A 25,861-nucleotide genomic window follows, 5' to 3' on the forward strand; every position below is an offset into this window, starting at 1 on the left:
TATGAAGAGCAACAGTTATCCGTCGCAGCGGCGCATTAAAGAGGTGTTGTCGTACAATCCTGCAGACGGCCTTTTTACATGGCTGGTTGACAGGATGCGTGTTCGACCAGGCGACGTGGCAGGAAGAAGGACAAAAGATGAATATGTGGAGATAGGCATTGACTGCAAGAGGTATCAGGCACACCGATTGGCGTTCGTCTATATGACCGGATGCGTGCCAGATGCATTGATAGACCACATCAATTTGAACAAATCTGACAATCGATGGAAAAATCTTCGGATTGCGACCAATAGCCAAAATCAGATGAATACGACTATGAAGTCAAATAACACATCTGGATACAAAGGCGTCAGTTGGCACAAAACCGATAAGCGTTGGCGCGCAGACATCCGGGTCAATGGATCAAAGGTGTTTTTAGGATATTTTGACACGCCAGAAAGCGGTCACGACGCATACCGGAAGGCCGCCAATGCACACCACGGCGAGTATGCCAGGGCAGCTTAACCACCTTCCCACCTAGGTGGATAGAGGTGGATATCCACCACCTCCAAAGTGGGGGTGTGAGACGTGGATAAAACCTCACACCACGAAGCGTAAAATACCTTCACACCACCACGTCCTTCCCCTTTAGGGGTGGACGTGGGGTGAGGTGGAGGAAAGAGGTAGTTCTTCCCACCACCTCTATCCACCTCTGCCACCTCGCCACCTCTATCCACCTATCCACCTCACAGGAGCATCCATGCCATCCACTCGTAAACAGACGACGACACGCATCAACGGCAAGCGCGTTCGCATCGTGACGCAAAATGGCAAGACTGTCGTTACTGAGGCGCCGATCGAAGAATGGCGCATGCAGGCTGCGCAAGTTCGTCGTCTTCGCGGCATGCGTGAATATGCCAAGCATGCGGGCGAAGCCGGTCCCGGCAAGTTTACCTTGGCAGGCGACCAGAACGCAGCCAAGCGCGGCCCTAAGGCGCGTGCACAGGCTGTGGCGGCAGGCCTAACCGCTGGCGAGCATGACGTGCGCATCTACATGTGGCCGGGCAGCCTTGGGCTTATCGAAAACAAAGTCGGCAAGGCTAAGCTCGAACCAAGCCAGGAGACGCGCCATCCATTACTTTCTGCGTTGGGCTTCACGCGGCAGGCAGTTATTCGCTCCACCACAGAAGACGATGCAGCCAACCAGGCAGAGGCATTGGTGCGCGGATGGCTAGCGGCGAATGACAACCAGTGCGCCAGAAAAATAGATGCCGATGGCAGGAAAATTTCTGCGTAATGCTTATCTAGGTGTTGGGACTACGGTGAAAGCCGAAATGGGATATTTGGGAACCGCATGGCGAATAAACTGCTACGCAAAGACGGCAAACTCATGATTGATGAGTGTACGCCGGAATTTACGGAAGTTGGCCACGACGAGCCGATGCGTCACGTCGAGGAAGACATTGACGTGATTGTGCGCCGCGAGATTGAGGATACGTTCAGTGTCTAAATTCAAGACTTTTTCGGACGCTCTTACCGCTGAACCAGTCGCAGCTAACGACAACAAGCGTTCACGCAAAAGGCCAGAGCCGCGCTATCGCGGTACGCTGCCTGCCCTGCGATGGCTTTACGACAATTACCCAGAACTGGCAGAACCTGTGGCAGAAGCCGTTCAGTCTCTTGCCGCATCCAACTGGGATGCTGATGCCGTCGACAACGACCAAGAAATACGACCGACAGTCGGAGAGCTCGTACGTGCCTCCACGGACGATGGCGGTGAATGGCTCGCGCCCACCGTCGACCATGACAGCGACGGCAATAGCCATATTCGGCTTGGTTCGCTGAAATTCGTGGGCGGCGAGCTTGTCGAGTATGGCCGCACCAAGAAAGGCCGCAAGCTTCAGCCTCGAGACAGGGTCACGTCGCGCACCGATGAGCCGTCAAAGAATCGCAATCCAACCCTGTATGTATTTCGCACAGGTGCAACGACACCTTCTCCGCTGCACGCTGAGCCATACCAGCGGCCATTCTCCGGCGAGCCAGCATTGGCGCCGATGTACGACCCGCAGACGGGTGTAGAGGCTAACCGGGCCGAGCTACGCAAGCACGGTGTCGACGGATCTGTGATGTTTGAAGATTTGCCATTTCCTGCCACGAAGTGCCCAACCGCGATTGCTAAGGGTGCAGAATTTCTCGGTGGCATTGCGCAGTCCAGCGGAACGGCATCCAGCGGTGCTATCATGTGGGAGGCGCCAGAGGCGAAGACTGGCGAAGCGCGGAAGGTCATTGAGGAGGTTGCCGCTGGCGGGAACCTGAAAGACATCGGCCTTAGACTTGGCTTCAGCGAGGGATACGCAGACAGGGCGGCAAAGAAACTTCTTGTTGAAGCTGCGGAGATCCTTTGCGCCGCGAATGACAACAATAAGGGTGGCGCAAAAAAAGTTGCGTAGCGTGTGCCATTTCGTGGCGAGTTGTAGCGTATGTATATGAGAGGGTGATGTTTGCGAACGTCACCCACGCTCGGCCACTTGTTGAGCCGGGCGAAACTATCCAGCCCCACGTTTGCGCATCGCGCCGTTGTGGATATCCAAAGGCGCACCGTATGGGCGCCGGCTGTATTTATCGAAGATGCACCCGTGAGGGAGATCAGCATAGGCCAGCAATGCCATCCGCAAGAGGTAGGCTGGCGAACCGTTAGCGTGGCTCTTGCGACGCGCTAGCCATCTTCGACACCCATCGCCCGTTGCGCGCCTCCTCCGCAGCGACGGGTGATTGCCCGCTCCCGATGTTAGCGGCGACATGCTGCGTGTCGGTCGAGCGGGCTTCAAATTCGACGGTCGACGTATGGGCACTGCCTCGCGTCGATATCCAAGATGCGGATTGCCGCGCGCCGTTCTTTTAATGCTGCCGTAGCTCAGTAGGTAGAGCGCCGCCCCTGTAAGGCGGAAGTCGCAGGTTCGGTCGCGTGCCGACAGCACCAAATTAAGGAAATGCACGATGGGTAACGATCGACCGCGACCCACCCATACAGGGTGGAAGATGGTGGATAATCGCTGAGCTTTGGAAGCTTGGAACGCGGGTTCGAGTCCCGCCACCCTGACCAAATTACTACATGCCAACCTAGAGGAAGATGACAAATGAGCCAGAACATAGGTGCATTCACCTATACTTCGTACGAAGGAAACTACCCACCCTATATCTCAATTAACGAGGTGGATGGCGGAGTTGAGGTTTCCGTTCGATCTCCTGAAAGGAATGGCGTGGAGGGGTCGTACGCCGCAATCGTATTGAGCAAAAGCGAATTTGAGAATCTATTCGACGGACGCAAGGTGAACGCTGCCCTGGATGTGCATCTCGCTTAAGCTCTGACCAAACTACTTACGCGCAATGAAGAGGAGAACGAGCATGAATGCACATAGTTCACCAGGCGCATACGGTGCAGGCTTTGATGGTGTCGTTTTGGATGGAGTAGAGTGGGAGACTGACGGATTCATTGTAGGTGATGTCGTGGCGCTTATAAGTGGCGGCCCTGCAATGACCGTACTCAACGTGTGCGAGTGCGGTTCGGTTGAGGTTGCATGGTTCGATGGCGCTAGCCTGTCCGTGCAATTCCTGCCAGAAGAGGTTCTGGTGCATGCTGATTAAGCTAATCGACAAAGTGCCCCAATGGTTTGGCGATTGGGTCATGCGTGACGCAGTACCGGCCTAGCCCCAAGCGCCAATGGCATGGCTGGTATAGCCTGGCGCGATGGAAGCAGCGACGCACATTTCAGTTGACCAATAGCCCGCTGTGTGTGCGTTGCCTTGAGGATGAGGTGGTCGAGCCTGCTACCGTAGCCGACCACGTCATACCGCATCGGGGCGACGCTGATCTGTTCTGGTATGGCGAACTGCAGAGCTTATGCGCCTCATGTCACAGCGGCGCGAAGCAGCACGAGGAGCGCGGCGGCTTGCGCTTTGGGCCGGACGGGTGGCCGATGTGAGCAAGACAGATGAGGCGCTAAGAGTGGCAATGAGTGCTCTTGAGTCTATGTCATATGTCCATGACGGAAATCCATCTGATGCCATGGCCGACGTTGAGCCGGTTGAGTATGCAAGGCACATCATATGGAGCGTGCGCACATCTGCAAGGCAGGCGCTTCGTGACATCAAAGAGGCGCTAAGCCCTTAAAATTACACACACTATAAGAGATTATAATTCTTATGGGTCGATTCACGAGACGGGAGGGGGTATCAAAATCCCTCCATGCGTTGCCTTAGCGACCGCTCGCAACCCGAAAGTACGCATTTTTCCAATTCAAAAGTTGAGCTTGTCTGGAAAATCGCGTGACCCAATCGGCGCGTAGCGACTTCGATGGGGCCAACAAAATCACCATAGGCGTTTCCGCCTGTGAAGGCAATAGGAAAATGGCAAGACCAAGAACGCCGAAGGCCAAGGCTAAGATAACTGGTCAAGTAGCCGTAAGGCGCAAGAAGTTTGAGGCGCGCGAAGAACCGGTTGTTGCAGACGGAATTGGCGAGCCTTTTGACTGGCTAGACGACTTCGCCAAGCAGGCATGGAAAGACATTGTCTCTGAGGTGCCGTGGCTTAACTCAAGCCACCGCGGTCACTTGGCTATCGCCGCCAGGATACGCGGTCGGATGATGGATCCCAAGGACGTAGATGTGGGCGTTCAGGCGCTCAACCTTCTCAGGCAATGTTACGGGCAGATGGGCGCCACACCGGCCGACGCCAGCAAGGCGGGAGCAAAGCCGAATGGCGACAACGAAGAAGACCCGGCCGCTAAGTATTTCACGCGCAGATCCGGTTGACGCCTACGCGCTCGACGTCTGCGAAGGCAGGATTGTCGCCGGCCCTCACGTCCGCAACGCCTGCCGCAGACACCTGAACGACCGTGCGCACGGACACGAGCGCGGGTTGATTTGGGACAGGGCTGCGGCGCTCGACGTCATCAACTTCTTTCCTGACGTGCTTCGCTTGAACGGCGGCCAGTTTGAAGGGAAGCCGTTCGAACTTCATGCGTCGCAGAAGTTCAAGATTGGCTCCATCTTTGGGTGGAAGCGCACAGAGTCGGATGGCGCCGTATTGCGGCGCTTTCGTCGCGCTTACATCGAGGAAGGCAAGGGCAACGGAAAGTCGCCACTGGCGGCGGGCATAGGCCACTATTGCATGATTGCCGACGGCGAGGCCGCTGCGGAAATCTATGCGGCAGCCGCCACCAAAGACCAGGCGTTCGTTCTGTTCCGCGACGCAGTCGCGATGTATGAGCAGTCGCCAGCTCTTAAGGCTGCGCTGACGCCGTCTGGCGGTAATCCTATATGGAATCTGTCGTTCCTGGCCGCGCGTTCGTTCTTTCGTCCGATTAGTCGGGAAGGCGCGCACAGCGGCCCTCGTCCCTATGTGGCCCTGGCCGACGAGATCCACGAGCATCCCGATGGCAAGGTCATCGAAATGCTCGAGCGCGGCTTTAAGTTCCGTCGCGCGCCGCTCCTGTTCATGATTACGAACTCAGGCAGCGACAGAACCACGATTTGCTGGGATGAACATCAGCACGCCGTTAAGGTTGCAGCAGGCACGGCTACGCCAGACGAGGAATTTACCTACGTCGGTGAGGTGATTGACGACAGCACGTTTAGCTACGTGTGTGCGCTCGACAAGGACGACGATCCGTTTACGGATCCGACTTGCTGGCAGAAGGCTAATCCGCTTTTCGGCGTGACGCTGAAGCACGACTACCTGGCCGGCGTTGTCGCGCAGGCCAAGGACATTCCTTCAAAGCGCAACGGCATCTTGCGTCTGCACTTTTGTGTGTGGACGGAAGCCGACACGTCATGGATACCGCGGCCGCTCATCGAAAAGGTGATGGTCGACTTCGATCCATACGATGAGCGCGCACCTATCCTAGCGGCAGGACTCGATTTGTCTGGCGCCAAGGATTTGACCGCGGCCGCATTCGTGCGCGAGACAGGCACAAAGACGGTGGTGCGCGCGGACGGCACGTCTGCCGAGTTGCCAACGTACGACGCGTGGATTGAGGCGTGGACGCCTCGAGACACAATGGACGAGCGGTCTAAGGTCGACCACGTACCGTATCGCCTGTGGGTGGATCAAGGATATCTAAATGCACCCGATGGCGCTCGTATTCGATACGATCATGTGGCGGCACATTTTGCCCGCGTTCATGCGGACCACGGCATTGGTGTCCTGGCTTTCGACCGGTACGTGTTCGACAAGTTCGAAGACGAACTTGACGCCTATGGTGTGGAACTCAACACTGTAGCGCACCCGCAAGGCGGCAAGAAGCGCGCCAAGCCGGACCCAGACAAGGTTGAAGCGGCCAAGGCTGCCGGCGAAGAGGTTCCGTTGGGACTTTGGATGCCTGGCAGTGTCTCGGCGCTCGAAACGCTGATCTTGGAAGAGCGCATTCGTTTGCGTCTGTCGCCGGTTCTGATGTCGGCCATCATGGGTGCCGCGATCGAAACTGACCCGCTCATGGGCAACCAATGGCTGTCCAAGAAGAAGTCCACCATCCGCATTGACCCGGCTATTGCGCTCTGCATGGCGGTTGGTGCTGCGGTGGATGGAGCTCCGGTTAGCACCGAGTCCGTCTACAAGACGCGCGGTTTTATTGAAATTTAGGTAAGGTGAATGGGCTGGATTGACCGATTGAAAGGTGCGTTCAGCCCACAAGCTGCGATCACCAAGGAAACGATTACGAGCTCGAAAGAGCTTTACAATGCCATGTTTGAGGGCGTCGAGTCTTCATCCGGAGTCGCTGTGTCGCCGGAGTTGGCACTCCGCTATACGACCGTAATGATTTGCGTGCGTGTACTGGCGGAAAGCGTTGCCGGATTGCCATGCATTCTTTATCGGCGCCGAGCCGATGGCGGTAAGGATAGGGCAACCGACCACCCGCTTTACCGAGTCCTGCACGATCGCGCTAACGCCTGGAATACGGCTTTTGAGCACGTCGAGGGGACGATGGTCAATCTGGCCATGCGCGGCAACGGCTACTCCTACGTTGAGCGTAACGCCAAGGACCAAACCATAGGTCTTATTGGCCTCAACCCGGATCCTGTCGAAATAAAGCAGGCTCGGGACTGGACACCAATTTACACGGTCACGATGCCGGATAACTCTCGGCAGACGCTTAAGACCAAGGAAGTGCATCACATCCGCGGCCCATTCCCGAAGGGGTACGTTGGGCAGTCGATGATTTCGCTTGCTCGCGACGCGATCGGTCTAGGCCAGGCAGCCGAACGCTTCGGCTCGCATCTGTACAAGAACGGCGTAAAGCCGAGCGGTGTACTAAAGCATCCGCAAAAGCTTGGTCCGGAGGCTACGGAAAGCCTAAGGAACCAATTTCAGGAAAAGTACGGCGGACTTTCTAACAGCAGCCGTCCGCTCGTCCTTGAAGAGGGCATGGAATGGATAGCGCTATCTATTAATCCAGATGACGCCCAATTTCTTGAGACAAGGAAGTTTCAGCGCTCAGAAATCGCGGGTATATTTCGTGTCCCAGCGCACCTTGTGAATGATCTTGAGCGCGCGACCTTTTCGAATATCGAGCACCAGACGCTGGACTTCGTTGTTCACAGTCTTCGACCGTGGCTTAAGCGGTGGGAGCAGGCAATCAACCGCGATCTGCTTTCACCAGCAGAGCAGGGCGAGTATTTTGCCGAATTCCTGATCGATGACTTCCTCCGCGGCGACTTCAAGACCCGCATGGAAGGATACGCGCTCGGCATCCAGAATGGAATCTGGAATCCAGACGAGATCCGCATCAAAGAAAACTCCAATCGCCGCGATGACGGTGAGGGCGGCAAGTACTGGCGGCCAGCAAACATGTATCCGCCCGAAGCTGGCGGAACGATGCCAGCACCAGACATTCCAGCCAAGAAATCCGCATAGGAACCACGATGGAAATTATAGACATTGCGGAACCCTCTGCTGGGTGCCGTGACCGCTTTTTTGCGCGGTCTGTCGGCACGAGTTTTGACGTGCGAGCGTCGACTGACATCACCGAAATCGACCTTTACGACCAGATTGGCACGTGGGGCGTCACGGCACGCGACTTCAGGGCGAAGTTGAAAGATGCCGGGGACATTACGCTTCGCATTAACTCGCCAGGCGGAGACGTCTTTGCCGGCGTTGCCATCTACAACGACCTAGTCGCCCACAAGGGGAAGGTGCGCGTAGAGGTGACGGGGGTCGCGGCCAGCATCGCGAGCATTATTGCGATGGCAGGCAGTGAAATTGCCATCGCGGACAACGCCTTCTTCATGATTCACAACTCCCGCACATTTGCGGCGGGTACAAGTGAAGAACTGCGCGAAATTGCTGCTGTCTTGACCAAAATAGACGATGCCATGTCGCGAACATACGCGTCGCGCACCGGTACTGGCATTCGTTCCATCAAGAAAATGATGGACGACGAGACGTGGATGAACGGCAAAGAGGCTCTTGATGCTGGTTTTGCTACTGAAATCACGAAGTCAACCGAGGCTAAGGCCAAATTCGACCTTTCCGTATTCGCATCTATGCCGGAGGCGCTGAAATGGCCTTCGACTGAAGATGGAGAACCTGAAACTGAACGAGATTTAGAGCGCGCAGTCATGCAAGACGCTGGCTGGTCACGCTCAAAATGGCGCGCTGCGAAGCGCATCATCAAACCAAATGACGAGCCACTGCAAGACGCTGGCAAAGTCGACCTTACAGCACTTGCCGCGGCCATTCAGGCTGTTTCGGCTACTTTCAAACATTAGGAGGTCTTCATGACCATCACTGCACAGGTTGCCGAGCAGATCACGGCAGACATCAAGAAGTTTGGCGACGATGTTAAGGCGCTGAACGACAATACCGCTCGCGATTTGGCTGCCTTGCGCGCCGAGATCGACGCTGCCGGCAAGAAGGTTGACCCACTGGTCACGCAGAAGATTGATGCCTATGCGGCTTCGGTCGAAGCCAAGACCGCGGCCCTCGAGAGCGGCCTGAAGGCTGCCAACGACAATCTCGACAAGCTTGACGCTGTCCTGAAGCGTCCTGGCGTCAATGGTGGCTTCGCCGACGACGCTTCGGCCAAGGAAGCCAAGGCTGCTTTTGAGTGGCACAAGGCCATGCTTGCTAACGAAGGCAAGCTCCTACACGACACCAAGATTGAGCCTGACATGGCCGCCTATGGCGAGTATGTCGCCGCTCATTCGGCCTACATTCGTTCGCGTAAGGACAACCCGAAGATCCAGGCCGCTTTGTCGACTGGCTCGGACCCGGACGGCGGCTACATGGTCCCGACTACCCGCTCCGCTCGCGTCATCACGAAGGTTTACGAAACCTCTGCGCTGCGCGCTCTTGCTACTGTTGAGACCATCTCCGGCAAGGAACTGATTATCCCTCGCGATGAGGGCGAATTCGGTTACGGCTGGATTGGCGAGACCGAAGCGCCGACTGAAACCACGACTTCGCAGTTTGGCGAATCGAAGATTGCTGTCCACGAGATGTATGCGGAGCCGCGCGCCACGCAGCAGATGCTAGAGGACGCTGGCTTTGACGTTGAAGGCTGGATCGACCGTAAGGTTGGCGAGAAGTTCGGTCGCGTTGAGGCGACTGCGTTCTTCACCGGCACGGGCATCAACAAGCCGCGCGGTCTTCTGACCTACGCTGCAGGCACGTCGAACGGCCAGATTGAGCAGGTTGTCTCCGGCGCGGCTGCGGCTGTTACCGCGGACGGCGTGTACAATCTCGTGTTCTCGCTCAAGGATTATTACACCGCAAATGCTCGCTTCTTGATGAAGCGCACCACGGTTCGTGACGTCCTGAAGCTCAAGGACGGCGACGGCCAGTACATGTGGCAGATGGGCGACATCAAGGCTGGCGTTCCCGCCACGCTGCTTGGCTATGCCGTTGCGCGCGCAGAGGACATGCCTGCCGTTGAGGCTTCGGCCCTGGCGATCGCCTTTGGTGATTTTGCTGCGGCCTATACGATTGTTGACCGTCTCGGCATCACGCTCCTGCGCGACAATCTGACCGCCAAGCCTTACGTGAAGTTCTACAACCGCCGCCGCGTTGGTGGCGACGTCGTGAACTTCGAAGCTGTGAAGCTGCAGAAGATTGCTGCTGCCTAAGTCTCTGAGGGCGGTCCTTTGTGGCCGCCCGTTTCCTTACCAACTCTTTGAAAAGGAGCGAGGCTAATGGCCATTCGCGATCTCATGAATAACATCCACACGGTGCCGCTGATTGTGCCCGTTGCAGCTCGTACGGATAATACGCCTATCGTATCTTCGATTATCGATACACGCGGTTATGAATCCTGCACGCTGGTCCTTGTGACCGGCACGAACACTGACGCTGATGCCACCTTTACGGTTCTTGTTGAAGATGGCGACGACTCGGACTTGGTTGATGACGGCGCTGCCGTTGCCGACCAGTATCTGCTCGGCACAGAGGCTCTTGCTAGTTTCGCCTTTGGCGATGACAACGAGTGCCGCAAGATCGGCTACGTCGGTTCGAAAAGGTATGTTCGGATGACTGTCACGCCGGCGAACAACGCTGCTGGCAACATTTTCTTGGCAGGCGTGGCGATCCTTGGCCACCCGTCGCTCGCGCCGACCGCCAATCCTCCGGCTTGATTGAATTAACCCAAAGCGCATTGCGCTAGAGGCTGGCTTTTTGCCAGCCTCGCAGCAAAGGGAATATTACTATGACCTATCAGCCTAAAGTTTACCGCAAGCAGGGCGGCGATGAACTAGTTGTTGCCAGCGGCGGCGTTATCAATGTCGAAACTGGTGGCATCCTCAAAGCCAACGGTACGCAGGCCGCGTTCGTTGCAGATGTTGCGACAACTGGCACTTATGCCACTGATGATGATGCCATTGTGGCAGCCATCAACTCGCTGAAGACTGCGCTTGTCGGCGCTGGCATCATGGCTGCTTCGTAATGAAGCACGTCGTGCTTAAGCCGTTCGGGTGGTATCCAAATGGATATGATCGCGAGGCGCTGGTTCCTGGCGATGAGCGCGATTTTGGCGATGCGACTGACGGTCTGCTTGCCGCAAAGATGATTGGCAAGTCCGCACAGGAGGCAATCGCCGCAGAGGCGCCGATTGTAGCTGTTGATGCAGAGATCGCGCCTGTGGCCACGCCTGACGCCGAGGAATTCGAATTGCTGGACACGGCAGACAAACCGCGGCGCAGTCGTAAGCCTAGACAGGGATAATAATCAATGGCGCTGAAATTGGTCACGGCCGCAACAGCGCCGTTGGTTACGCTCGCCGAAGCGAAGCGGCATGTCCGGGCAGATAGTTTCACGGATGACGATTCTTACATTGAGTCTCTTATCGAAACAGCGACGGCGCACATTGATGCGCCTAGCGGTTGGTTAGGGCGCGCAGTTGGCGAGACGGTATGGGAATTGCGACTAGATTGCTTCCCGAGCGGCAGCATAAAAATTCCTCTCCCGCCGTTGGTCTCCGTAGACGAGATCGAGTATGTCAAGACTGACGGCACAACGGCGACAATTGGCGACTTTCGCGAGTTTGGCGTTGAATCCGCAAACGGCCAGGGCTTTATCCTCCACGCCTACGATGGCGAGTGGCCTGACGCGCGAGACGACGAACCTGAAGCGGTTCGGATCACGTTCACGGCTGGCTATAGCGAAGTTCCAAAGCCGATCAAGCACGCCATTTTGCTGCTTGTAGGCGAATGGTACGAAAACCGCGAGAACGCCGCGGAAATCAAATTGAATGAGATGCCGCGCGGCGTTGATGCGTTGCTCTATCCATTCCGATTTTGGGGATAATCAACATGGCAACCTCGCTTCTTGCGGTTGGTACGACTGCCGCTGACTCTAGTGATTTGGTTGTTGCTGCTGGCACTCCGGTCACAATCTCATTGAAGAATACTGCCGCACCCGTTCCTATCGAGGCAAAGGTGAATATCTCCCTGAAGGACGACGCAGGTGCGTATTTCGTAGTCGGCAATTTAACCGGAGAATGGAACAAGCACGCCACATCCATCTCCGCACCCGGCACCTATCGTTTCTCGCGCGTGGCTGGAGCCTCTTGCGGGGTGTTCTCGGCTTAAACGGGGTAACTGTTATGGGTCTGTTTCAACCGTTAATGCGTGGGCTATTCGAGCTGGTGACCGGCCCATTGACTGGACAGCAGGGAGGGGCAGGCCTGCTGCCTGTTTTTGATCTGGCTCGAACTCAGCGGATTGACATCGTCGGCATCGGCGATAGCAACCAGCTTTTGAGTGGCCACGGCTGGGATCATGGCTTCCAGTACGCCTTGAGTCGGCGCCTTCCGATGTATGCAACTGGCCTTATAAGCCAGAATGAGAATAACGGCTCTGGCTCTGGTGTAGGCTACCTATACGCCCGTGCTGGCGTTTTGATCGGAGCTACGTCCGGCGCAGCAGCCGATCTTGACAAGTACATGAACAGGGGGCTTGGCGGGCTGTTTCCTGCCCGCTACACTTACGTAGCCGATGGGTCTAGCGTTGGGTCTAACACGACCATTGGTCTTGTACTATCTGCAAACTGCCCGATCGACAATGGCGGCCCTCTTGAGTGCGATCTTCATTGGGGATCATTCGATAGCGGCGCAGGAACCTTCCGGCCTTACGTTCGGCTCGGCCAATCGCCGTTCAGCACGCTTGCTGTTGCTCCTGTCCCGATTTCCACGAATGCTGGCGCGCTGGCTATGCAGCGGACCACATTGTCTATTGCTGCCAATCCGGCGAGGACTAGTCAGCCAGTTGAGTTTAAGCCAACCCGAACCGGCACAGACGGGATCACAGGACCGTACTTCAGCACATTCATGCGCGCGAGTAATCCGGCGCGCACTGTTGGCTTCTCCTATCACACTCTTGAGTACCGTGGCGGGCAATCCGCAAGGACCATGGCCTATGACATACAGCAATCGAGCGATGATGCGCTAACGCATTACTTTTCAGAAGTTCGTCGGCTTCAGGGCGCTGAAAAGTGCGTCGTTATAATGGTCAATTCCGGTCTGAATGACCGGCTTGAAAATCTAGCCTCAGTTGGCCCTGCTGCTGTAGCCGATGGCGATAGCCCGGAGGCGTTCGTTGACAACTGCACGGCCATCGTGCAGCGCATTCAGTCGATATGGACGCTCAATGCTTGGAGTCATGATGAACTCCATTTCGTGTTCATGGTTTCGCATCCGATCTCGGATCCAGACGATGCGCAGTTGGTGGGGTACCGGTCAGCCATAGCTACGTATGCCTCGATCCTTTCCCAAGGCTCTACCATCGATCTCGCGGCCAAGATCACCTCGGCGCAGATGCTGGATCTGGGGTACTACGCCAGCGCAGGGGCGGACAAGAACCACCTTACGCAGGCCGGCTATGAAGGCTTGGGGCTTCTGGCGATTGCAGCGTAAACGGACGGTTTCTAACGCTAACACAAAACAGGAGGCCACATGGCCGATCTAGTTATTACAGCGACGTCGGTCATTCCTGGCTCGACCGCAAAGATTGCACACGGCACGGCCGGCGTTACCGTTACGGCAGGCCAGGCAGTGTATCTGGACAGCACGACCGGCAAATGGGCGCTAGCCGACACGGACAGCGCTACTGCCGCAGTACGGAGCGCGCACGGCGTAGCGCTTAACGGCGCGGTGCTCAATCAGCCTATCGCGGTCTGCACCGCGGGGCCGGTTACGATCGGCGCCACTATTGAGGCGGGCACGGCTTATTACCTCTCAGGCAACGCAGGAGGCATCTGTCCGGTTGCCGACGTGGCGGCTGGTGACTATCCGCTGATTATCGGCATGGGTTCTAGCACGACTGTCCTGCAGGTTGGCATCGTCTATCCTGGCGTCGTCAAGGTGTAGGCATGGCGGTCATTCACGATGGACGGGTCGCCGTCACTCTGACGGCAAAGGTGTCGTGGTGGGTACAGCCGTACCTTTGGACAGCATCTATGCTAGCGCGTGCGATCGCGCCATTCGTGCCAAATCTCGATGATGAACGGATCGAAGCATTCTCACAGAAGCAGGCGGCCTTCATCGCAAGTCGCGGTGTGAAGTTTTATGCCGGGAAGCGCAGGATCTGATGGCAGTCCGCGGCGCTAGGGAAACCTCGCGTGCGCTACGCGAGTTGGCTAAGGTGGTGTCCGTTCCAATCAATGCGACATCGCGCTTTGCCTTGCAGCCCACGCTAAAGGCTGCAAAGGCGAACGTTCGCGCACTGCCGCTGAAAGAGAAGACGGGATCGCTAGAGAAGTCTCTGGTCATTAAGCAAAAGCCGAGGACGTCCAAAGTTAATCCCCTGTTTCAGGTCGGGCCGGATGCTTCGTTTCAGCGCGCGACGCAGTTTGGCTCAAGGCGACCGGTGCGTTACGCGCATCTGCTCGAGTTCGGTACGGCACCGCATTACCAGCCAAAGCGCGGCGTTGTGCATCCCGGCACGCGCCCTACGCCCTGGCTAACACCAGCCTATTTCGCAACTCGCGACGAGGTTGTGAAGCGGTTCAGCAAGAAGATCGGTCCAGAGATGGAAAAGCGCGCGGCTAAACTGCGTGCAAAGGCGGCAAAATGATCGGCGCAGGCGAACTAGATCGACGTATTAGAATCCAGCACGCCGTTAATCTCAACGATCCGGACTATAACGAAGAGATTCCAACTTGGATAGACGACGCGGTCGTCTGGGCCAAGATGGAATTTCACAAGTCGGAAGAGAGCGAAGCCTCAGCACGGCGGTATGCCGAGATGGGACTTTATTTCACCATACGCTATCGATCCGATCTAACTGCAGAGCATCGCCTGGCGTACAAGAATGGCTCCGGCGTTGAAGAGTACTATGAGATTGTTGGGCGACCGCGAGAGATTGGCAGGCGCCAGTTTCTTAAGGTGCAGGCGAGGCTGATTGAATGAAGAAGCTCACGATATGAGCGCAGTCTCACTGACTATCAAAGCGCTGCTCGCGCAATCCACAGTTAGAGCGTTTACCGCACAACGAATCTACCCGTTTCCAATACCGCTTACGACAAGCCTCCCAGCCATTGCGGTAGCCATGTCCGCAGAGGATGAGGAGTACGCGCTGGCCGGTGCAACACAATACCCACTGGCCACAGTTGAAGTCCACTGCATAGCGCTTACGGCTGTATCCGCCATCCAATTGGGCGAGGCTGTCAAGATCGCTTTGCGCGACCTTCTCTACACCTCTGGTGACGTTAACGCGTCATTCCGGAAGTCCGGCGTCGACTTTACCGACTTCGCCGATAACCTTTCTACGCATCGCCGCGTGATGTCTTTCGACGTCCGTTGGCGCTGAGGCGACCACCAGCCACCCGCCACTCGACATCAGATAAGGCACGCCTTGACGCCCTTTTAGGCAAGGCATCGTCACGTCACTCATAAGGAAATCACTATGACCGCAACGACCGGTATGACCGGCATCGGCGCTGCACTCAAAATGGGTGACGCGGGTGCTCCGGAGGCTTTCAACGCCATCGGCAACACGACATCTTTCGGCCTCGAGCAGAGCGCAGACCAAGTGGACGCTACGCATCTACAGTCGACATCAGGCTTTCGTGAATTCAAACAGGGCTTTAAGTCTGCCACGACGCCGTTTGAAGGCCACTTCGATCCTGACAACTCGTCTCAGGATCCGAGCACCGGCCTGCTGAAGGCTTACGCAGACGGTACGGCACGGAATTTCAAAGCCGACTTCTCTGCCGCCGATAACAACGGCGTTGGCAAGCCGTCGACCTACTCTGTGTGCTCCTTTACCGGCGTTATCACTCAGCTTACGATCAATGTCGCAGAGGGCATGGTCACCTGGCAGGGCCAGATTAGCTACTCGTCTGCTCCGACTTGGGCCGCCACATGATGGCGAATAAATTCATCGCCGAAGTGGAGGCTTCGGACTTTGGCGATGGATACACTATCCGTCTTGATACGGACGGCATGGCGAGGCTTGAGAGTGAATTCGGCGAGTTCGATTTTGTGCAGAAAGTGCAGATTGGACTTGCCGTCTTGGCGGTAAAGTACATCAAAGCATTTTTGGCTGTAGCCTTACGCGACGCCAACGGCGCGGTTGTCAAATCGTACGACATGCCGTTGCCATTAGAGACTGTCGGCAAGAAGTGCCTCGATGTCTTTTCGCTGTTCCGTTACGGCAAGGATCACGATGCGTGGGTGGCTGATAACGCCAAGAAGATAGCCGACAAGAAGGCTGCCGACGAAAACCCTACGACGGGCACGAAAGCCTGACGGGATATCTCCTGTCGTTAGCTATTCGTGCCGGCATATCTGAACGTGACTTCTGGAAGATGACGGCGTGCAACGTCATAGAGGCATACACTGCCGTTTTCACGGAGCGTGAAAAGGGCATTACCGTCCTTGCCTACCGGACAGCCATATTCACGCGCATGAAACATCAATTCCTACCCAAAAATGAAGCAGCGCTTCTGAAGAAGCCCGAGCCTGAGAAGAAAAAGGCGCAGTCGCTTCAGGACCAGTTGGCTATGGCCAAATTTATCACAAAAGCTCTGGGCGGAACGGTGGATTAAATGGTTGCTACCGTCGGATCTATTTCGATTGATCTCAGCACCAATGCTGCCAAGTTTGCGACCGGCTTCAAGTCGGCCGCAACCACCGTTGATCGCGAATCCGCGCGCATGTCGAAAGCTGTGGCAGGCTTCGGTGCGGCCTCGAGGGCTGCCACAGGCGTCCTGTCGGGCTTCGTCGGTGGCATTGTCGCCGGCGGGGCGCTTGCCGCGCTCACGTCGCTCGGCGGCGCGCTGGACAAGGCGCGAACGGCGCTGTCCGAGTTTGAGGGGATAGCGAATGAGGCGCGCGTCACCGGCCTGAAGACAGACATGTTCCAGGCGATTTCGTTTGGCGCGTTGGAGGCCGATGTTAGCCAAGAAAAACTCAACGCTGGGCTAGAGATATTCGCCAAGAATGTCGGCCTGGCTCAAATCGGGACTGGCGCGCTTTATTCAAAGCTAAAGGAACTCAATCCGGAACTGCTTCGCGCGGTACTGAACACCGATGACCAAGGCGAACGCCTGAAGCTTGTTGCTGATGCAATGCGCGATACGACGGACGCCACCCAGAAGGCGGCATTGGCAACGGCTGTGTTCGGTAAGGGCGGCATCGAAATGATCCGCGTTCTCGATGGCGGACGCCAGGCGCTGGACGACTTCAAGCGCCGCGCTGCCGATCTTGGCCTGATCATCCCTGACGACCTTCTGCAGCGAGCCGGCGAGCTTGATGACAAGCTTGAGGTGCTTGCCAAAGTCATCGACGTCAATCTGAACCAAGCGCTTGTGAACCTGGCGCCTTTGCTAGTCGACGCTACTGGCGGATTCGCAGGGTTTGCCCAAGAACTGAAGGGCTTTTCAGAGCAGGTCAAAAACTTCACCTCAAACCCGTCGCTTGAGAACCTGCTGAAGCTTATCAGCGGTGACCTTGATGGTGGCGGTTCGATTGAGCGTGCTGTCAACGGCATCAAAAATCTTGCTTCCGAGTTTTCTCGTTCGACGGCCGATATCGAGGCTGACATTGCGAAGGTCAAAACTCTACTTGCGGACCTAAAGGTTCAGGCAGATGCCGGTTTCATTGTCGATCTTGAAACCGACCGCGCGGTGGAAGACCTGAAGTTTCTGCAGGAAGAACTGAAGCGCACGCAGGCAGTAGGCGTTGCCGCAGCTAATGAAATTCGCGCAGGCTTTGCGCAGGCTTTCCGAGATTCAGAAAACGCCTCAATGAAGGCGCTTGATGACTATAGGGCCAGCACGCCGAAGCCGCTGCCGACCGTCAAACGTTACGGTGGCGATCCAGACAAAATCGAGCTTCCAAGCACCAGGTTCAGCCGTCAGCAAGATGTGAACGGCTCCGGCGTCAGCGTAACGAAGTTTGGCGGCAGTAGTGGGAAGCCCATCGTCTACATCCCGCCGGGTATGGCCGAAGATGATATGGGTGATAATCCAGGCGTCGAGTATCAAAGAAAAGCGGCTGACAATACAGAAGAAACATCCGACAACGTCTCGACGCTGGACCGCAATACAAAGTCTTATCTCAGCAGCCTTAGCTCCGATATCGGCGGCTATACCGCGCAGACCAACGTCACCATTAATCGACTGAGTGACGTTACTGCTGCGACAGCCAAATACTTGTCGCAATCCATGATTGCCGCGCTGGCGCTGAAAAACGATAGCAGCAGTCCCGGTGGCTCCGGTGGTGGCGGCATGTTTGGCGACGCCATAAACCCCGAGACCGGAAGCAGTTACATTTCGAGCTGGGGCATACGCAAGATCAAAAAACCAAGCTATCAGCTGTCGCCCACGTCAGATGACGGCAGCTTCGATACTTCTGTCAACGTCCAGCAACCGGGCACCAACATCACCTTGAATTATCAAGCGGCTCCCGGCGAAAGCGAGCGGACAGCCCGCCAGCGCGCCCGCGAGATGTACGACGAACTACTGATGCAATCGGCGAGGGCATAATGGTCGACACCGTCGCCATCAACAACAAGTTCGCGCTCGACATGAAAATGGGACCGGTCTTTCAAACGACCGTTATCCCTCTCATGGGCGGCTATGAGGACCGCAATCAGGATTGGCAAGTGGCGCTGTGGCGTTACGATGTTTCGCTAAACAACAGGCCTCTTTCTGAAATCCGTTCGTTCATGGCTCACGTTCTCGGCCGCCGCGGATCCGCGAACGCATTCCCACTTCGCGATCCGCTGGATAATACGCTGACTGACGAGAACATCGGCACGGGCGACGGCACGACTGCCGCGTTCCAGATCAAGAAGACTTATGCAGATGCGGATCGCGCCTACGCTAGACCGATCACTATCGTCTCGAGCCTTATCGTCAAAGTGGCTGGCGTAACGAAGACTGTCGTCACCCACTACAACCAGACCGACGGTGTTGTGACCTTCACGGGTGGCAACATCCCGACCGCGGGGCAGGCAATCACAGTGTCTTGCGACTGGCTCGTGCGCGTCAGATATGCCGCTGACTACAATCCGCTTTCTCTGCCCATAGGTCCGGACACAGGCACTCCGTTTGCTTCTGCTGGCCCGATTACCCTTATGGAAGTGCTAAGATGAGAACAGTATCGGCTGGCCTTAAGGCGGCCATGTCGACTACGCCTCACACGCTTGGCTGGCTTGGAAAGTTTGTGTTCGCTGACGGCACAACGATCCGCGTGTCTGCTACAGGCGGCAATGTGGCGTTCGATTCGCAAACCTGGCCAGCGGACAAGAGCTTCAAGGGTTCGACGCTCAAGTCAAGCGGCGACGCCTCCGTTCCTGATGGCGAGGTGACTGCACCAGCAGCCATCTCAAGCGCCTACGACGCCGAAGATGTCTATGCAGGCACGTTCGAAGGCATGGAGATCACCCTCTATGTCGTGAACTTCAATGCGCCATCTGACGGCGCAATGCAGCTTGGTCCATATACTGTTTCTGAGATCAATTACGACGACCGCGGGAAGATTGCTACGTTTGAAATACGTGGCATCCTGCAGCGCGCCAAAGAGATCACCGTCGAGGAACTCTCTGTTTCCTGCCGGTCTGACCTTGGCGATTCCCGACCAGGCTTCTGCAAGCTTCCGCTATATCCGACAGACGTTTCGCGAAGCATTGCCTATGCAGTTGGCGACTATGTACGCGTCTCGGATGCTGGCGACTACCACAATCGCATGTTCCGCTGCACGACTGCTGGAACAACGGACGCATCGGCACCAGCCTACAACTATACGGTCGCAGCGACGACGACTGACGGCACAGCAGTGTTCACAGCAGAGGAGGCGTGGGTCCGCTCCGGAGTCGTCGCCACGCGCACCGACGACAGCGACTTTACGGCCACATTGACAGAAAGCCGAGCCGTTGACGGCTGGTTTACGAACGGCGTCGTGAAGTGGACTTCAGGCCAGAATGCCGGCCTGTACAATCAGGTGCGCGCGTGGACGCAAGCGACCGGCCGGTTGCGCCTCTGGGGCGCCGCGCGCTGGCCTGTGGCGGTTGCAGATACGTTCGAGATCGTTCCTGGCTGCGACAAAACATTTTCCATGTGCAAGACGCGATTTTCCAACTCGATAAACTTCAGAGCTGAAAACCTGTTGCCAGGTCTATCATTCCTAATCGGAGCGGGACAGTAGATGGCGCTATCCTACTCCTACAAGAAACCGAGTTACGGGGGCTGGGGCGACTCTGGCGGGGGCACATCATCGCCGACGGTTCCGGAAGTGCCTACCGTCCAGACGACGCTTCCCACATCCGCCTATGGCCAAACGATTCCGGTCGTTTATGGCAAGTGTCGCTTGCCGGCCGCCTATATCTGGGTGCCGCCGATCCTGACCATCACGTCGTCTCACATCGAGTATTGGGACACCGTTACCAAAACCACTGCCAAGATGTCGGCGCGGCTGCGCTTTGCTCGACCGCTCGTGCCGGATTCGACTTGGACGATGCGCAAGCTCTATGCCAACGGAAAGCTCATCTATGACGGCAGCGCCAACTATCGCCAGAAGGGCCTGAAGTTCAACGTCTATGACGGGAGAAGCACGCAGCCGCGTGACCCTGCGATGGTCCGCGAGGAAGGCGAAACGAACGTTTCATCCCATCGCGGCTATCTCGATATCGTGGTCGTTGATTTCGATATTATCGGGTTGGGTGCTCCGCCTGTTTTTGAAGCCGAATGGATTCAGGACGGAGCGGCCACGCACGATTACGACACCTATCGGGTGTTGAGCGCCGATGACGTGAGTTTGATGGCGCCTGATTGGGAAAGTGGCATCCTCTACACCTGGGCGAACAGCCCGCGTGTTTTGCGCAGATTTTCCATCCCGGCGACTCAGGAATACTTCACTGTTGATAGTCCTATTGTCGCGAATTATTTTCATGATTTTCGTTATTCGACTGCACTAGACAGGATGGTTTATCTAGCAGGATTTGCCGCAGATTCTGTAACGGCTAGATTGATCGATCCATTATCGGGAGACATCATCGCCTCCTCGGTGGGCGAGGCATCGTCTGCCGGCACGATACTAGACTGCGGCTGCTTGGTCGATATCAATGGAGGCGCCGTGCTCGTGGGATTTTCCAGTGACGAGGAGATTTTCGCGTTCTATCTGACCACGACAAACATCGAACTAAGTTATCGGTCGATTGCCAGCTTCGGAGGCTACACCAGCATCCAGTGCGTCACGCCAGGCGAGAAGCGCGGGAGTGAGTTCGACGTTTGGTTCTGTGCAGGCGCAGACCTCGTCAAAGTTACGCTGACTGCGCTTGGCACGTTCAAGAGTTCGACGGTTGTGGCAACCTTAGCCGACGATTTGCGCTATGCGGTCTACGACGATGGCGACCTAGTCGTCTGGACCGATGCGGCGACAGTCCAGCGCATCGACGGCACGACAGGCGCGGTCGAATACACCAAGACCGTGCCGTATCAAATCGAAGTTGTGACGGGCCGCGACATTGGCGACCCGGATATGCAGCGGCTCACTGACGAGTTGTACTTTGTCGCCAGCAGCACGAGCTATTTCACGAACCTCAAAACCGGGCTAACCCGGTCGGTTTCCGGTGCAACAAACAACCCGCAACGCTTTTACTACGATGGCGAGACTGACACGCTCCTGACTGTGACGGTCGGTGGCCTACCGCAACGCCTTAGCATTATTGCAGGCGACGGCACCCAACGGCAGCTTTCCGACTTTCTCGTCGCGCTATTCGAGGGTGGCGGGTACGACTCCTCCGAAATCGACACCATCAACATTGACGACGTGATCGATGGTGCGGTGATCGACGTAACTGCCGGCGTGAGAGACATAGCTAGGTCGGTCTGTGAGCCTTACTCCATAGCGGTGTTTGAACGGGCAGACCAAGTCATCTTCAAGCGCGCTTTCACGGACGGCTCATTCGCGGTCGACGCCACGCTTTCTTCTGCCGGAGACATAGCTGAAAACGGGAATTAAAGCCGATGGGAATTAAAGCTAGGCGGCTCAATCCTGAAGAGTTCATTGCGCGCTACGGGATTAACTATCGAGATCGTGCGGAGATTTATCAAGAGCGGCCGCAATTTGGTGAAATCCCTTCGCTGCCGTTCCCTGTGGCTCCATCGGATCAATCAGTCAAGGTCAGTATCCCGATCATTATCGATGCAGATACGGTCAAAGTCCTTGCTACCCAGAAAGTAAATCGACTTGCCATTGAGCGCCATGAGTTTCGGCTCACGCTTAGGGCAAAATACATTGATCTTGAGCCAGAGGATATCGTTCGGTTTACATTTGCAAATCGCACTGTCACGGCGCGCATTATAGAGACCACGACACGTCCAGACTACATGATCGATGTCGTCGCAACGGAGTTCCTGAACAGCGTTTCGGTGTCGATATCGGGTGGCACCGGTAATCCTACAGAGCCGAATCCTGTGGGGACACCAGAGAGCAGGTACTATCACCTCGACATACCGCTTCTGTCGGATGCTGATGATCTAAGTGGCGACGGTCTGGTGCAGTACCATGTGCTGGCATCTGGCGGGCAGCCTTATTGGGACGGGGCGACGCTGTACCGAAGGGACGCTGCTGGCACATATCAGGCTGTCGCTGGGCAGGTCACAAATGGTTTGGTCGGCATCGCCTTGGAGGCTTTGCCAGATTGGGATACGCCGTACGTCACGGAGTTTTCGCGCACGCTCGATCTCGCGATCATCTCCGGCGACACTGATCTCCTGGTTTCGGCCACATATCTGGAAATGATGAACGGCGCGAATTTCTTTGCCATCGGGCAACCCGGTCGGTGGGAAGTCTGCCAGGTCATGACCATCACGTCGAACGGCGACAACTCATACACGTTCGAAGGTCTGCGTCGTGGCCGTGGATCTTCGGAAGAGTTTACCGGTCTCCACGCCGCTGGCGATTTCGTCGTCTGGCTCTCGGAGGAGAACGTCCAGAACATCGACTATTCGATTGCGTCTCTGGACGATGCATTCGACTTCAAACCTGTTGGGTTTGGTGGGTCTATCGAGACGACATTGGCTGTCAACCGCACGGTGACCGGCGAGGCTGAGAAGATCCCAAAGCCGTGCCAACTCGATGCCACAGTGGTCGGCTCGGATATCGTTCTGGATTGGGTTAGGCGCACGCGCATTGGCGCTTACTGGTCGGACGACGGCGACTATACGGCACCGCTTGGCGAGACGCTGGAGCAATATGTCGTCAGGATCAAGGACGGTCCTGGCGGCACTGTACTTCGTCCTTTCACAGTGGATAACGCGACGACCAAGACCTATCTGGCGGCCGACATCACGACGGACTTCGGTTCAATCCCGGCGCAACTCACCTTCGACGTGAGGCAGGTTTCCGGAACAGGCGTCATCTGCCCGACGCGAGAAGCGACCATCGACCTTTAGGAGCCTTCATGGCAAATGATTTGAACCTCCCGGCCATCGCTGATGGCCAGGCCGATGGCCAGTGGCAAACATCGAACGACGGCGATGCCGCGCTCGGCAATGCGTTGGCTGATACCTATACTGTAGATTTCACCGCGGGCAATGTCACGTTGACCAGCACGCAGTTTCGGTCGGCAAACATCTTCATAGGGAGCAACCTATCGGCAACACGCGTCCTGACGCTACCCGCTGTCAAGCGCCCGTTCTGGGTTTATAATCCGGATGCCGTGGACAGTATCACGGTCACCAAGGGAGCTACGACGGTCTCGGTTGGGCCGCTCAAGTTGGCGCTATGCTACACTGACGGCACCACGGACGGCTTGGTTGGCGCCGCTATCACAGTGGGTGGCGCCGTAGCAAATCCGACCGAGTCCCTGATTATTGCCGTTGGCGACGAAACGACGGCAATCACGACCGGAACGGCCAAAGTCACGTTTCGGATGCCGTATGCGTTCACGCTTTCCGCAGTCAGGGCGTCACTCACAACGCACTCCTCGTCCGGCACGCCGACCATCGATATCAACGAAAGCGGCGCAACGATTCTGTCAACCAAGCTGACCATCGATGCGAGCGAGAAAACCAGCACGACGGCAGCCGTTGCTGCTGTCATCTCCGACACATCCCTCGCTGACGATGCCGAGATCACCATCGACATCGACGTGGCTGGAACTGGTGCCGCTGGCCTCAAGGTATATTTGATCGGCACCCGCACATGAGCATGATGGTGCAGTCAGGCCGCTTTGGCGGCGGCGGTGGGCCTCCACCGGGACCAATCGGCGAATACCGGGATACCGATTTCAGCGACACCAACGCCTCCAACTACACATTCACGGCAATGGATATCGGTGCGGCGGACGCCAGTCGCATGGTCCCTCTCGTCTTGCTCTGGCGGCTTGGCGCAACAGACCGATTTCCAATCAACATAACGATTGGCGGAGTGTCTGCCGCGCTTGTCGTGAAATCTCACGCAGCTTCAGGTCATGGCGTCGGAATCTGGCAAGCCGCGGTGCCGACCGGAACGACAGCGAATGTCGTTGTCGGCAACACCAGCGATACCGGAATTCTCCTGGCTTGCCGGGCACTCACTTACCGCGTCATCCCGTCGAACCCGACAGCACTGGACAGTGGATCGAATGCCGGGTCAACGAACCCTCTGACTGTTCCCGACATCGCTGTACAGAACGGCGGATGGCTGGTCTGCGCTGGCATCGCCGCGGGCACATCAGCCTCATCGGCAAGCTACAACGGCGCGGATACGCCAGCCGAAGACCTAAACGATTTGATGGAAACAGTGTTGAGAATGGTGGTGTGGTCGGTCAACACGACCGAAACGGCGTCCGGAAATGACCCTGGCGATACAGGAGCCGATTCTCGTCGCGTTGTCGCGGCTTCATGGGTTTGAGTAAAAAACGGCGGACCTGTGTGGAAGCTCACACGCAGGTCCGCCGCCCTAAGGCGCGCCGGTTCGGGTTCAACGACGGCCGGCACGCTTGTTTCGAATTAGCTTCCGGCGCCGGTAGCGCAGGTGCCTACCGTGCCATCGAGCGCGGTGCATAGTTGTGTGAAGCGCCCGGTGACCCAGCCGCCGATACCGATGATGAAGCCGATCGCAGCGACGGCAATGATACCGATGAGGATGGAATATTCAACCATTGCGGCGCCGGACTCTTCGTCGCGGAACTGCTTGGCCACGCTGATAAGCTTTTTCATGTTGTACGCACTCCCCTTTTACCCAAATGGACGGGGCAGTTGCGAAACTCTGCTTGAACCCCTCGTCCTGACTGCAATCGTGTTCTTGCGTCGGGTAAGTGTCAACGGAATTTTAACAATTCGTTAACTCTCAGCCTTTCAAATCACAAGGCAAAACAAAGATAAGCCCGTGATTCTGCGTAGAAATTCGGCAATTTAACCATAGATGCAGTCCGATACAGGCGTGCCGCCGAGTGTATAACCCGTTATTATTGGCGGTGCGGCTAGCCGGCAAACGCCAGCCCGGCGGCAAGGCCAAGACCGATCGCGATGCCGAACATCATCCGCTGCGCCAACAGGTGCCAGCCAGCAGCCGGCCGCGTCAGGATAGATGCGATGTCATCAAACGCGCGACCTTGCGCCATCATTTCATGGGATGCTAAAATACGGGTAGCCATTTCGACCTCCTTCAAAGGTTGGCTTGGTTAGAACCTGCTTAGCGCTCGTAACGCTCTGCAGGTTCGCTATTTTATAGCCACTATTTCCACTATATGCAACTCCATTATGGAGCCGCCAAATGACTATCTTTGGCACCATTTCGCGCGCGCTTAACTACGCACTAGGCGGGCTGCGTGGCCAAACACTATGCGCACGCATAGCCGCATTGCAGCCGGACTGTCTCTTTTGCCGCCTCATGTCGCATCTGGTCGAGCCTAATCACTGCGCGATCGAGTTGGCGCTGTGGGAGATGCGAGACAATTAAG

General features: G+C 56.5%; 35 protein-coding genes and 2 tRNA genes. 35 read left to right on the forward strand and 2 right to left on the reverse strand.

Features of this window, described 5'->3' with window-relative positions; translation table 11 throughout:
• The first annotated feature begins 1 nt into the window (after position 1).
• The 35 genes from AC0L2Z_RS10895 (at position 2) to AC0L2Z_RS11065 (ending at position 24,810) form a co-directional block, all read left to right on the forward strand.
• Positions 2-505, forward strand: coding sequence for an HNH endonuclease (locus tag AC0L2Z_RS10895; RefSeq protein ID WP_473627896.1), 504 nt, complete (start codon positions 2-4; stop codon positions 503-505).
• 235 nt (positions 506-740) lie between these two features.
• A complete protein-coding gene (locus tag AC0L2Z_RS10900; RefSeq protein ID WP_473627898.1) occupies positions 741-1,277 on the forward strand; it encodes a VRR-NUC domain-containing protein in 537 nt (178 codons plus the stop codon).
• A 57-nt stretch (positions 1,278-1,334) separates the two neighbouring features.
• Entirely contained in the window at positions 1,335-1,490 is a 156-nt protein-coding gene (locus AC0L2Z_RS10905) for a hypothetical protein (protein ID WP_473627899.1), read from the forward strand.
• On the forward strand, positions 1,483-2,430 hold the full coding sequence (locus AC0L2Z_RS10910) for a hypothetical protein (protein ID WP_473627900.1): 948 nt from the start codon (positions 1,483-1,485) through the stop codon (positions 2,428-2,430). Before AC0L2Z_RS10905 ends, AC0L2Z_RS10910 begins: the two co-directional genes overlap by 8 nt.
• A gap of 453 nt (positions 2,431-2,883) precedes the next feature.
• Positions 2,884-2,960: transfer RNA gene (locus tag AC0L2Z_RS10915), tRNA-Thr, on the forward strand.
• Positions 2,961-3,008: 48 nt separating this feature from the next.
• Positions 3,009-3,083, forward strand: a tRNA-OTHER gene (locus AC0L2Z_RS10920).
• A gap of 34 nt (positions 3,084-3,117) precedes the next feature.
• Positions 3,118-3,342, forward strand: a complete 225-nt coding sequence (locus tag AC0L2Z_RS10925; protein ID WP_473627901.1) for a hypothetical protein — start codon at positions 3,118-3,120, stop codon at positions 3,340-3,342.
• Between the two features lie 43 nt (positions 3,343-3,385).
• The gene (locus AC0L2Z_RS10930) at positions 3,386-3,625 is read left to right on the forward strand and encodes a YodC family protein (RefSeq protein WP_473627902.1); all 240 of its coding nucleotides are present in this window, start codon (positions 3,386-3,388) and stop codon (positions 3,623-3,625) included.
• Between the two features lie 149 nt (positions 3,626-3,774).
• Entirely contained in the window at positions 3,775-3,963 is a 189-nt protein-coding gene (locus tag AC0L2Z_RS10935; RefSeq protein WP_473628053.1) for an HNH endonuclease, read from the forward strand.
• 343 nt (positions 3,964-4,306) lie between these two features.
• Complete coding sequence (locus tag AC0L2Z_RS10940) at positions 4,307-4,792, forward strand: hypothetical protein (RefSeq protein WP_473627904.1); 486 nt, start codon at positions 4,307-4,309, stop codon at positions 4,790-4,792.
• A complete protein-coding gene (locus tag AC0L2Z_RS10945) occupies positions 4,737-6,620 on the forward strand; it encodes a terminase large subunit (RefSeq protein ID WP_473627905.1) in 1,884 nt (627 codons plus the stop codon). The genes AC0L2Z_RS10940 and AC0L2Z_RS10945 overlap by 56 nt, the downstream gene beginning before the upstream one ends.
• Positions 6,621-6,629: 9 nt before the next feature.
• Entirely contained in the window at positions 6,630-7,892 is a 1,263-nt protein-coding gene (locus tag AC0L2Z_RS10950; RefSeq protein ID WP_473627906.1) for a phage portal protein, read from the forward strand.
• A gap of 8 nt (positions 7,893-7,900) precedes the next feature.
• Positions 7,901-8,746, forward strand: coding sequence for a head maturation protease, ClpP-related (locus AC0L2Z_RS10955; RefSeq protein ID WP_473627907.1), 846 nt, complete (start codon positions 7,901-7,903; stop codon positions 8,744-8,746).
• A 9-nt stretch (positions 8,747-8,755) separates the two neighbouring features.
• On the forward strand, positions 8,756-10,102 hold the full coding sequence (locus AC0L2Z_RS10960) for a phage major capsid protein (protein ID WP_473627909.1): 1,347 nt from the start codon (positions 8,756-8,758) through the stop codon (positions 10,100-10,102).
• A 66-nt stretch (positions 10,103-10,168) separates the two neighbouring features.
• A complete protein-coding gene (locus tag AC0L2Z_RS10965) occupies positions 10,169-10,606 on the forward strand; it encodes a hypothetical protein (protein WP_473627911.1) in 438 nt (145 codons plus the stop codon).
• A gap of 71 nt (positions 10,607-10,677) precedes the next feature.
• Positions 10,678-10,914, forward strand: coding sequence for a hypothetical protein (locus AC0L2Z_RS10970; protein ID WP_287181247.1), 237 nt, complete (start codon positions 10,678-10,680; stop codon positions 10,912-10,914).
• The gene (locus AC0L2Z_RS10975; protein WP_473627912.1) at positions 10,914-11,192 is read left to right on the forward strand and encodes a hypothetical protein; all 279 of its coding nucleotides are present in this window, start codon (positions 10,914-10,916) and stop codon (positions 11,190-11,192) included. The genes AC0L2Z_RS10970 and AC0L2Z_RS10975 overlap by 1 nt, the downstream gene beginning before the upstream one ends.
• 6 nt (positions 11,193-11,198) lie before the next feature.
• The gene (locus tag AC0L2Z_RS10980) at positions 11,199-11,774 is read left to right on the forward strand and encodes a head-tail connector protein (protein ID WP_473627913.1); all 576 of its coding nucleotides are present in this window, start codon (positions 11,199-11,201) and stop codon (positions 11,772-11,774) included.
• 5 nt (positions 11,775-11,779) lie between these two features.
• Entirely contained in the window at positions 11,780-12,058 is a 279-nt protein-coding gene (locus tag AC0L2Z_RS10985) for a hypothetical protein (protein ID WP_473627914.1), read from the forward strand.
• A 14-nt stretch (positions 12,059-12,072) separates the two neighbouring features.
• Positions 12,073-13,380, forward strand: a complete 1,308-nt coding sequence (locus tag AC0L2Z_RS10990; RefSeq protein ID WP_473627916.1) for a hypothetical protein — start codon at positions 12,073-12,075, stop codon at positions 13,378-13,380.
• A 39-nt stretch (positions 13,381-13,419) separates the two neighbouring features.
• The gene (locus AC0L2Z_RS10995; protein ID WP_473627917.1) at positions 13,420-13,833 is read left to right on the forward strand and encodes a hypothetical protein; all 414 of its coding nucleotides are present in this window, start codon (positions 13,420-13,422) and stop codon (positions 13,831-13,833) included.
• A gap of 2 nt (positions 13,834-13,835) precedes the next feature.
• Positions 13,836-14,054: a hypothetical protein gene (locus tag AC0L2Z_RS11000; protein ID WP_473627919.1), complete on the forward strand. Its 219-nt coding sequence runs from the start codon at positions 13,836-13,838 to the stop codon at positions 14,052-14,054.
• The gene (locus AC0L2Z_RS11005; protein ID WP_473627920.1) at positions 14,054-14,539 is read left to right on the forward strand and encodes an HK97 gp10 family phage protein; all 486 of its coding nucleotides are present in this window, start codon (positions 14,054-14,056) and stop codon (positions 14,537-14,539) included. Before AC0L2Z_RS11000 ends, AC0L2Z_RS11005 begins: the two co-directional genes overlap by 1 nt.
• Positions 14,536-14,874: a phage head closure protein gene (locus tag AC0L2Z_RS11010; RefSeq protein ID WP_473627922.1), complete on the forward strand. Its 339-nt coding sequence runs from the start codon at positions 14,536-14,538 to the stop codon at positions 14,872-14,874. Before AC0L2Z_RS11005 ends, AC0L2Z_RS11010 begins: the two co-directional genes overlap by 4 nt.
• On the forward strand, positions 14,867-15,274 hold the full coding sequence (locus tag AC0L2Z_RS11015; RefSeq protein WP_473627923.1) for a hypothetical protein: 408 nt from the start codon (positions 14,867-14,869) through the stop codon (positions 15,272-15,274). Before AC0L2Z_RS11010 ends, AC0L2Z_RS11015 begins: the two co-directional genes overlap by 8 nt.
• A gap of 96 nt (positions 15,275-15,370) precedes the next feature.
• The gene (locus AC0L2Z_RS11020) at positions 15,371-15,832 is read left to right on the forward strand and encodes a phage tail protein (protein ID WP_473627924.1); all 462 of its coding nucleotides are present in this window, start codon (positions 15,371-15,373) and stop codon (positions 15,830-15,832) included.
• On the forward strand, positions 15,832-16,215 hold the full coding sequence (locus AC0L2Z_RS11025; protein WP_473627926.1) for a hypothetical protein: 384 nt from the start codon (positions 15,832-15,834) through the stop codon (positions 16,213-16,215). Before AC0L2Z_RS11020 ends, AC0L2Z_RS11025 begins: the two co-directional genes overlap by 1 nt.
• A 59-nt stretch (positions 16,216-16,274) precedes the next feature.
• Positions 16,275-16,514 carry a hypothetical protein gene (locus tag AC0L2Z_RS11030; protein ID WP_473627928.1) on the forward strand — a complete coding sequence of 80 codons (240 nt, stop codon included), beginning with the start codon at positions 16,275-16,277 and terminating at the stop codon, positions 16,512-16,514.
• Entirely contained in the window at positions 16,515-18,455 is a 1,941-nt protein-coding gene (locus AC0L2Z_RS11035) for a hypothetical protein (RefSeq protein WP_473627930.1), read from the forward strand. It begins immediately after the preceding gene.
• Complete coding sequence (locus tag AC0L2Z_RS11040; RefSeq protein ID WP_473627931.1) at positions 18,455-19,066, forward strand: DUF2460 domain-containing protein; 612 nt, start codon at positions 18,455-18,457, stop codon at positions 19,064-19,066. The genes AC0L2Z_RS11035 and AC0L2Z_RS11040 overlap by 1 nt, the downstream gene beginning before the upstream one ends.
• Positions 19,063-20,118, forward strand: a complete 1,056-nt coding sequence (locus tag AC0L2Z_RS11045) for a DUF2163 domain-containing protein (RefSeq protein WP_473627933.1) — start codon at positions 19,063-19,065, stop codon at positions 20,116-20,118. The genes AC0L2Z_RS11040 and AC0L2Z_RS11045 overlap by 4 nt, the downstream gene beginning before the upstream one ends.
• Positions 20,119-21,933, forward strand: coding sequence for a hypothetical protein (locus tag AC0L2Z_RS11050; RefSeq protein ID WP_473627934.1), 1,815 nt, complete (start codon positions 20,119-20,121; stop codon positions 21,931-21,933).
• A gap of 5 nt (positions 21,934-21,938) precedes the next feature.
• Positions 21,939-23,369, forward strand: a complete 1,431-nt coding sequence (locus AC0L2Z_RS11055; RefSeq protein ID WP_473627936.1) for a GTA baseplate fiber-binding domain-containing protein — start codon at positions 21,939-21,941, stop codon at positions 23,367-23,369.
• Between the two features lie 8 nt (positions 23,370-23,377).
• On the forward strand, positions 23,378-24,124 hold the full coding sequence (locus AC0L2Z_RS11060; protein ID WP_473627937.1) for a hypothetical protein: 747 nt from the start codon (positions 23,378-23,380) through the stop codon (positions 24,122-24,124).
• Positions 24,121-24,810 carry a hypothetical protein gene (locus AC0L2Z_RS11065; protein WP_473627939.1) on the forward strand — a complete coding sequence of 230 codons (690 nt, stop codon included), beginning with the start codon at positions 24,121-24,123 and terminating at the stop codon, positions 24,808-24,810. The genes AC0L2Z_RS11060 and AC0L2Z_RS11065 overlap by 4 nt, the downstream gene beginning before the upstream one ends.
• Before the next feature lie 98 nt (positions 24,811-24,908).
• Here AC0L2Z_RS11065 and AC0L2Z_RS11070 read toward each other — a convergent pair whose 3' ends face one another.
• Together AC0L2Z_RS11070 and AC0L2Z_RS11075 are read right to left on the reverse strand one after the other, a co-directional pair.
• Positions 24,909-25,118 carry a Flp family type IVb pilin gene (locus AC0L2Z_RS11070; protein ID WP_473627941.1) on the reverse strand — a complete coding sequence of 70 codons (210 nt, stop codon included), beginning with the start codon at positions 25,116-25,118 and terminating at the stop codon, positions 24,909-24,911.
• A gap of 263 nt (positions 25,119-25,381) precedes the next feature.
• Positions 25,382-25,570 (reverse strand): hypothetical protein, encoded by a 189-nt coding sequence (locus tag AC0L2Z_RS11075; protein ID WP_473627942.1) that lies wholly within the window; start codon positions 25,568-25,570, stop codon positions 25,382-25,384.
• Positions 25,571-25,861 lie beyond the last annotated feature (291 nt).

The organism is Mesorhizobium sp. WSM4850, from assembly GCF_055811735.1.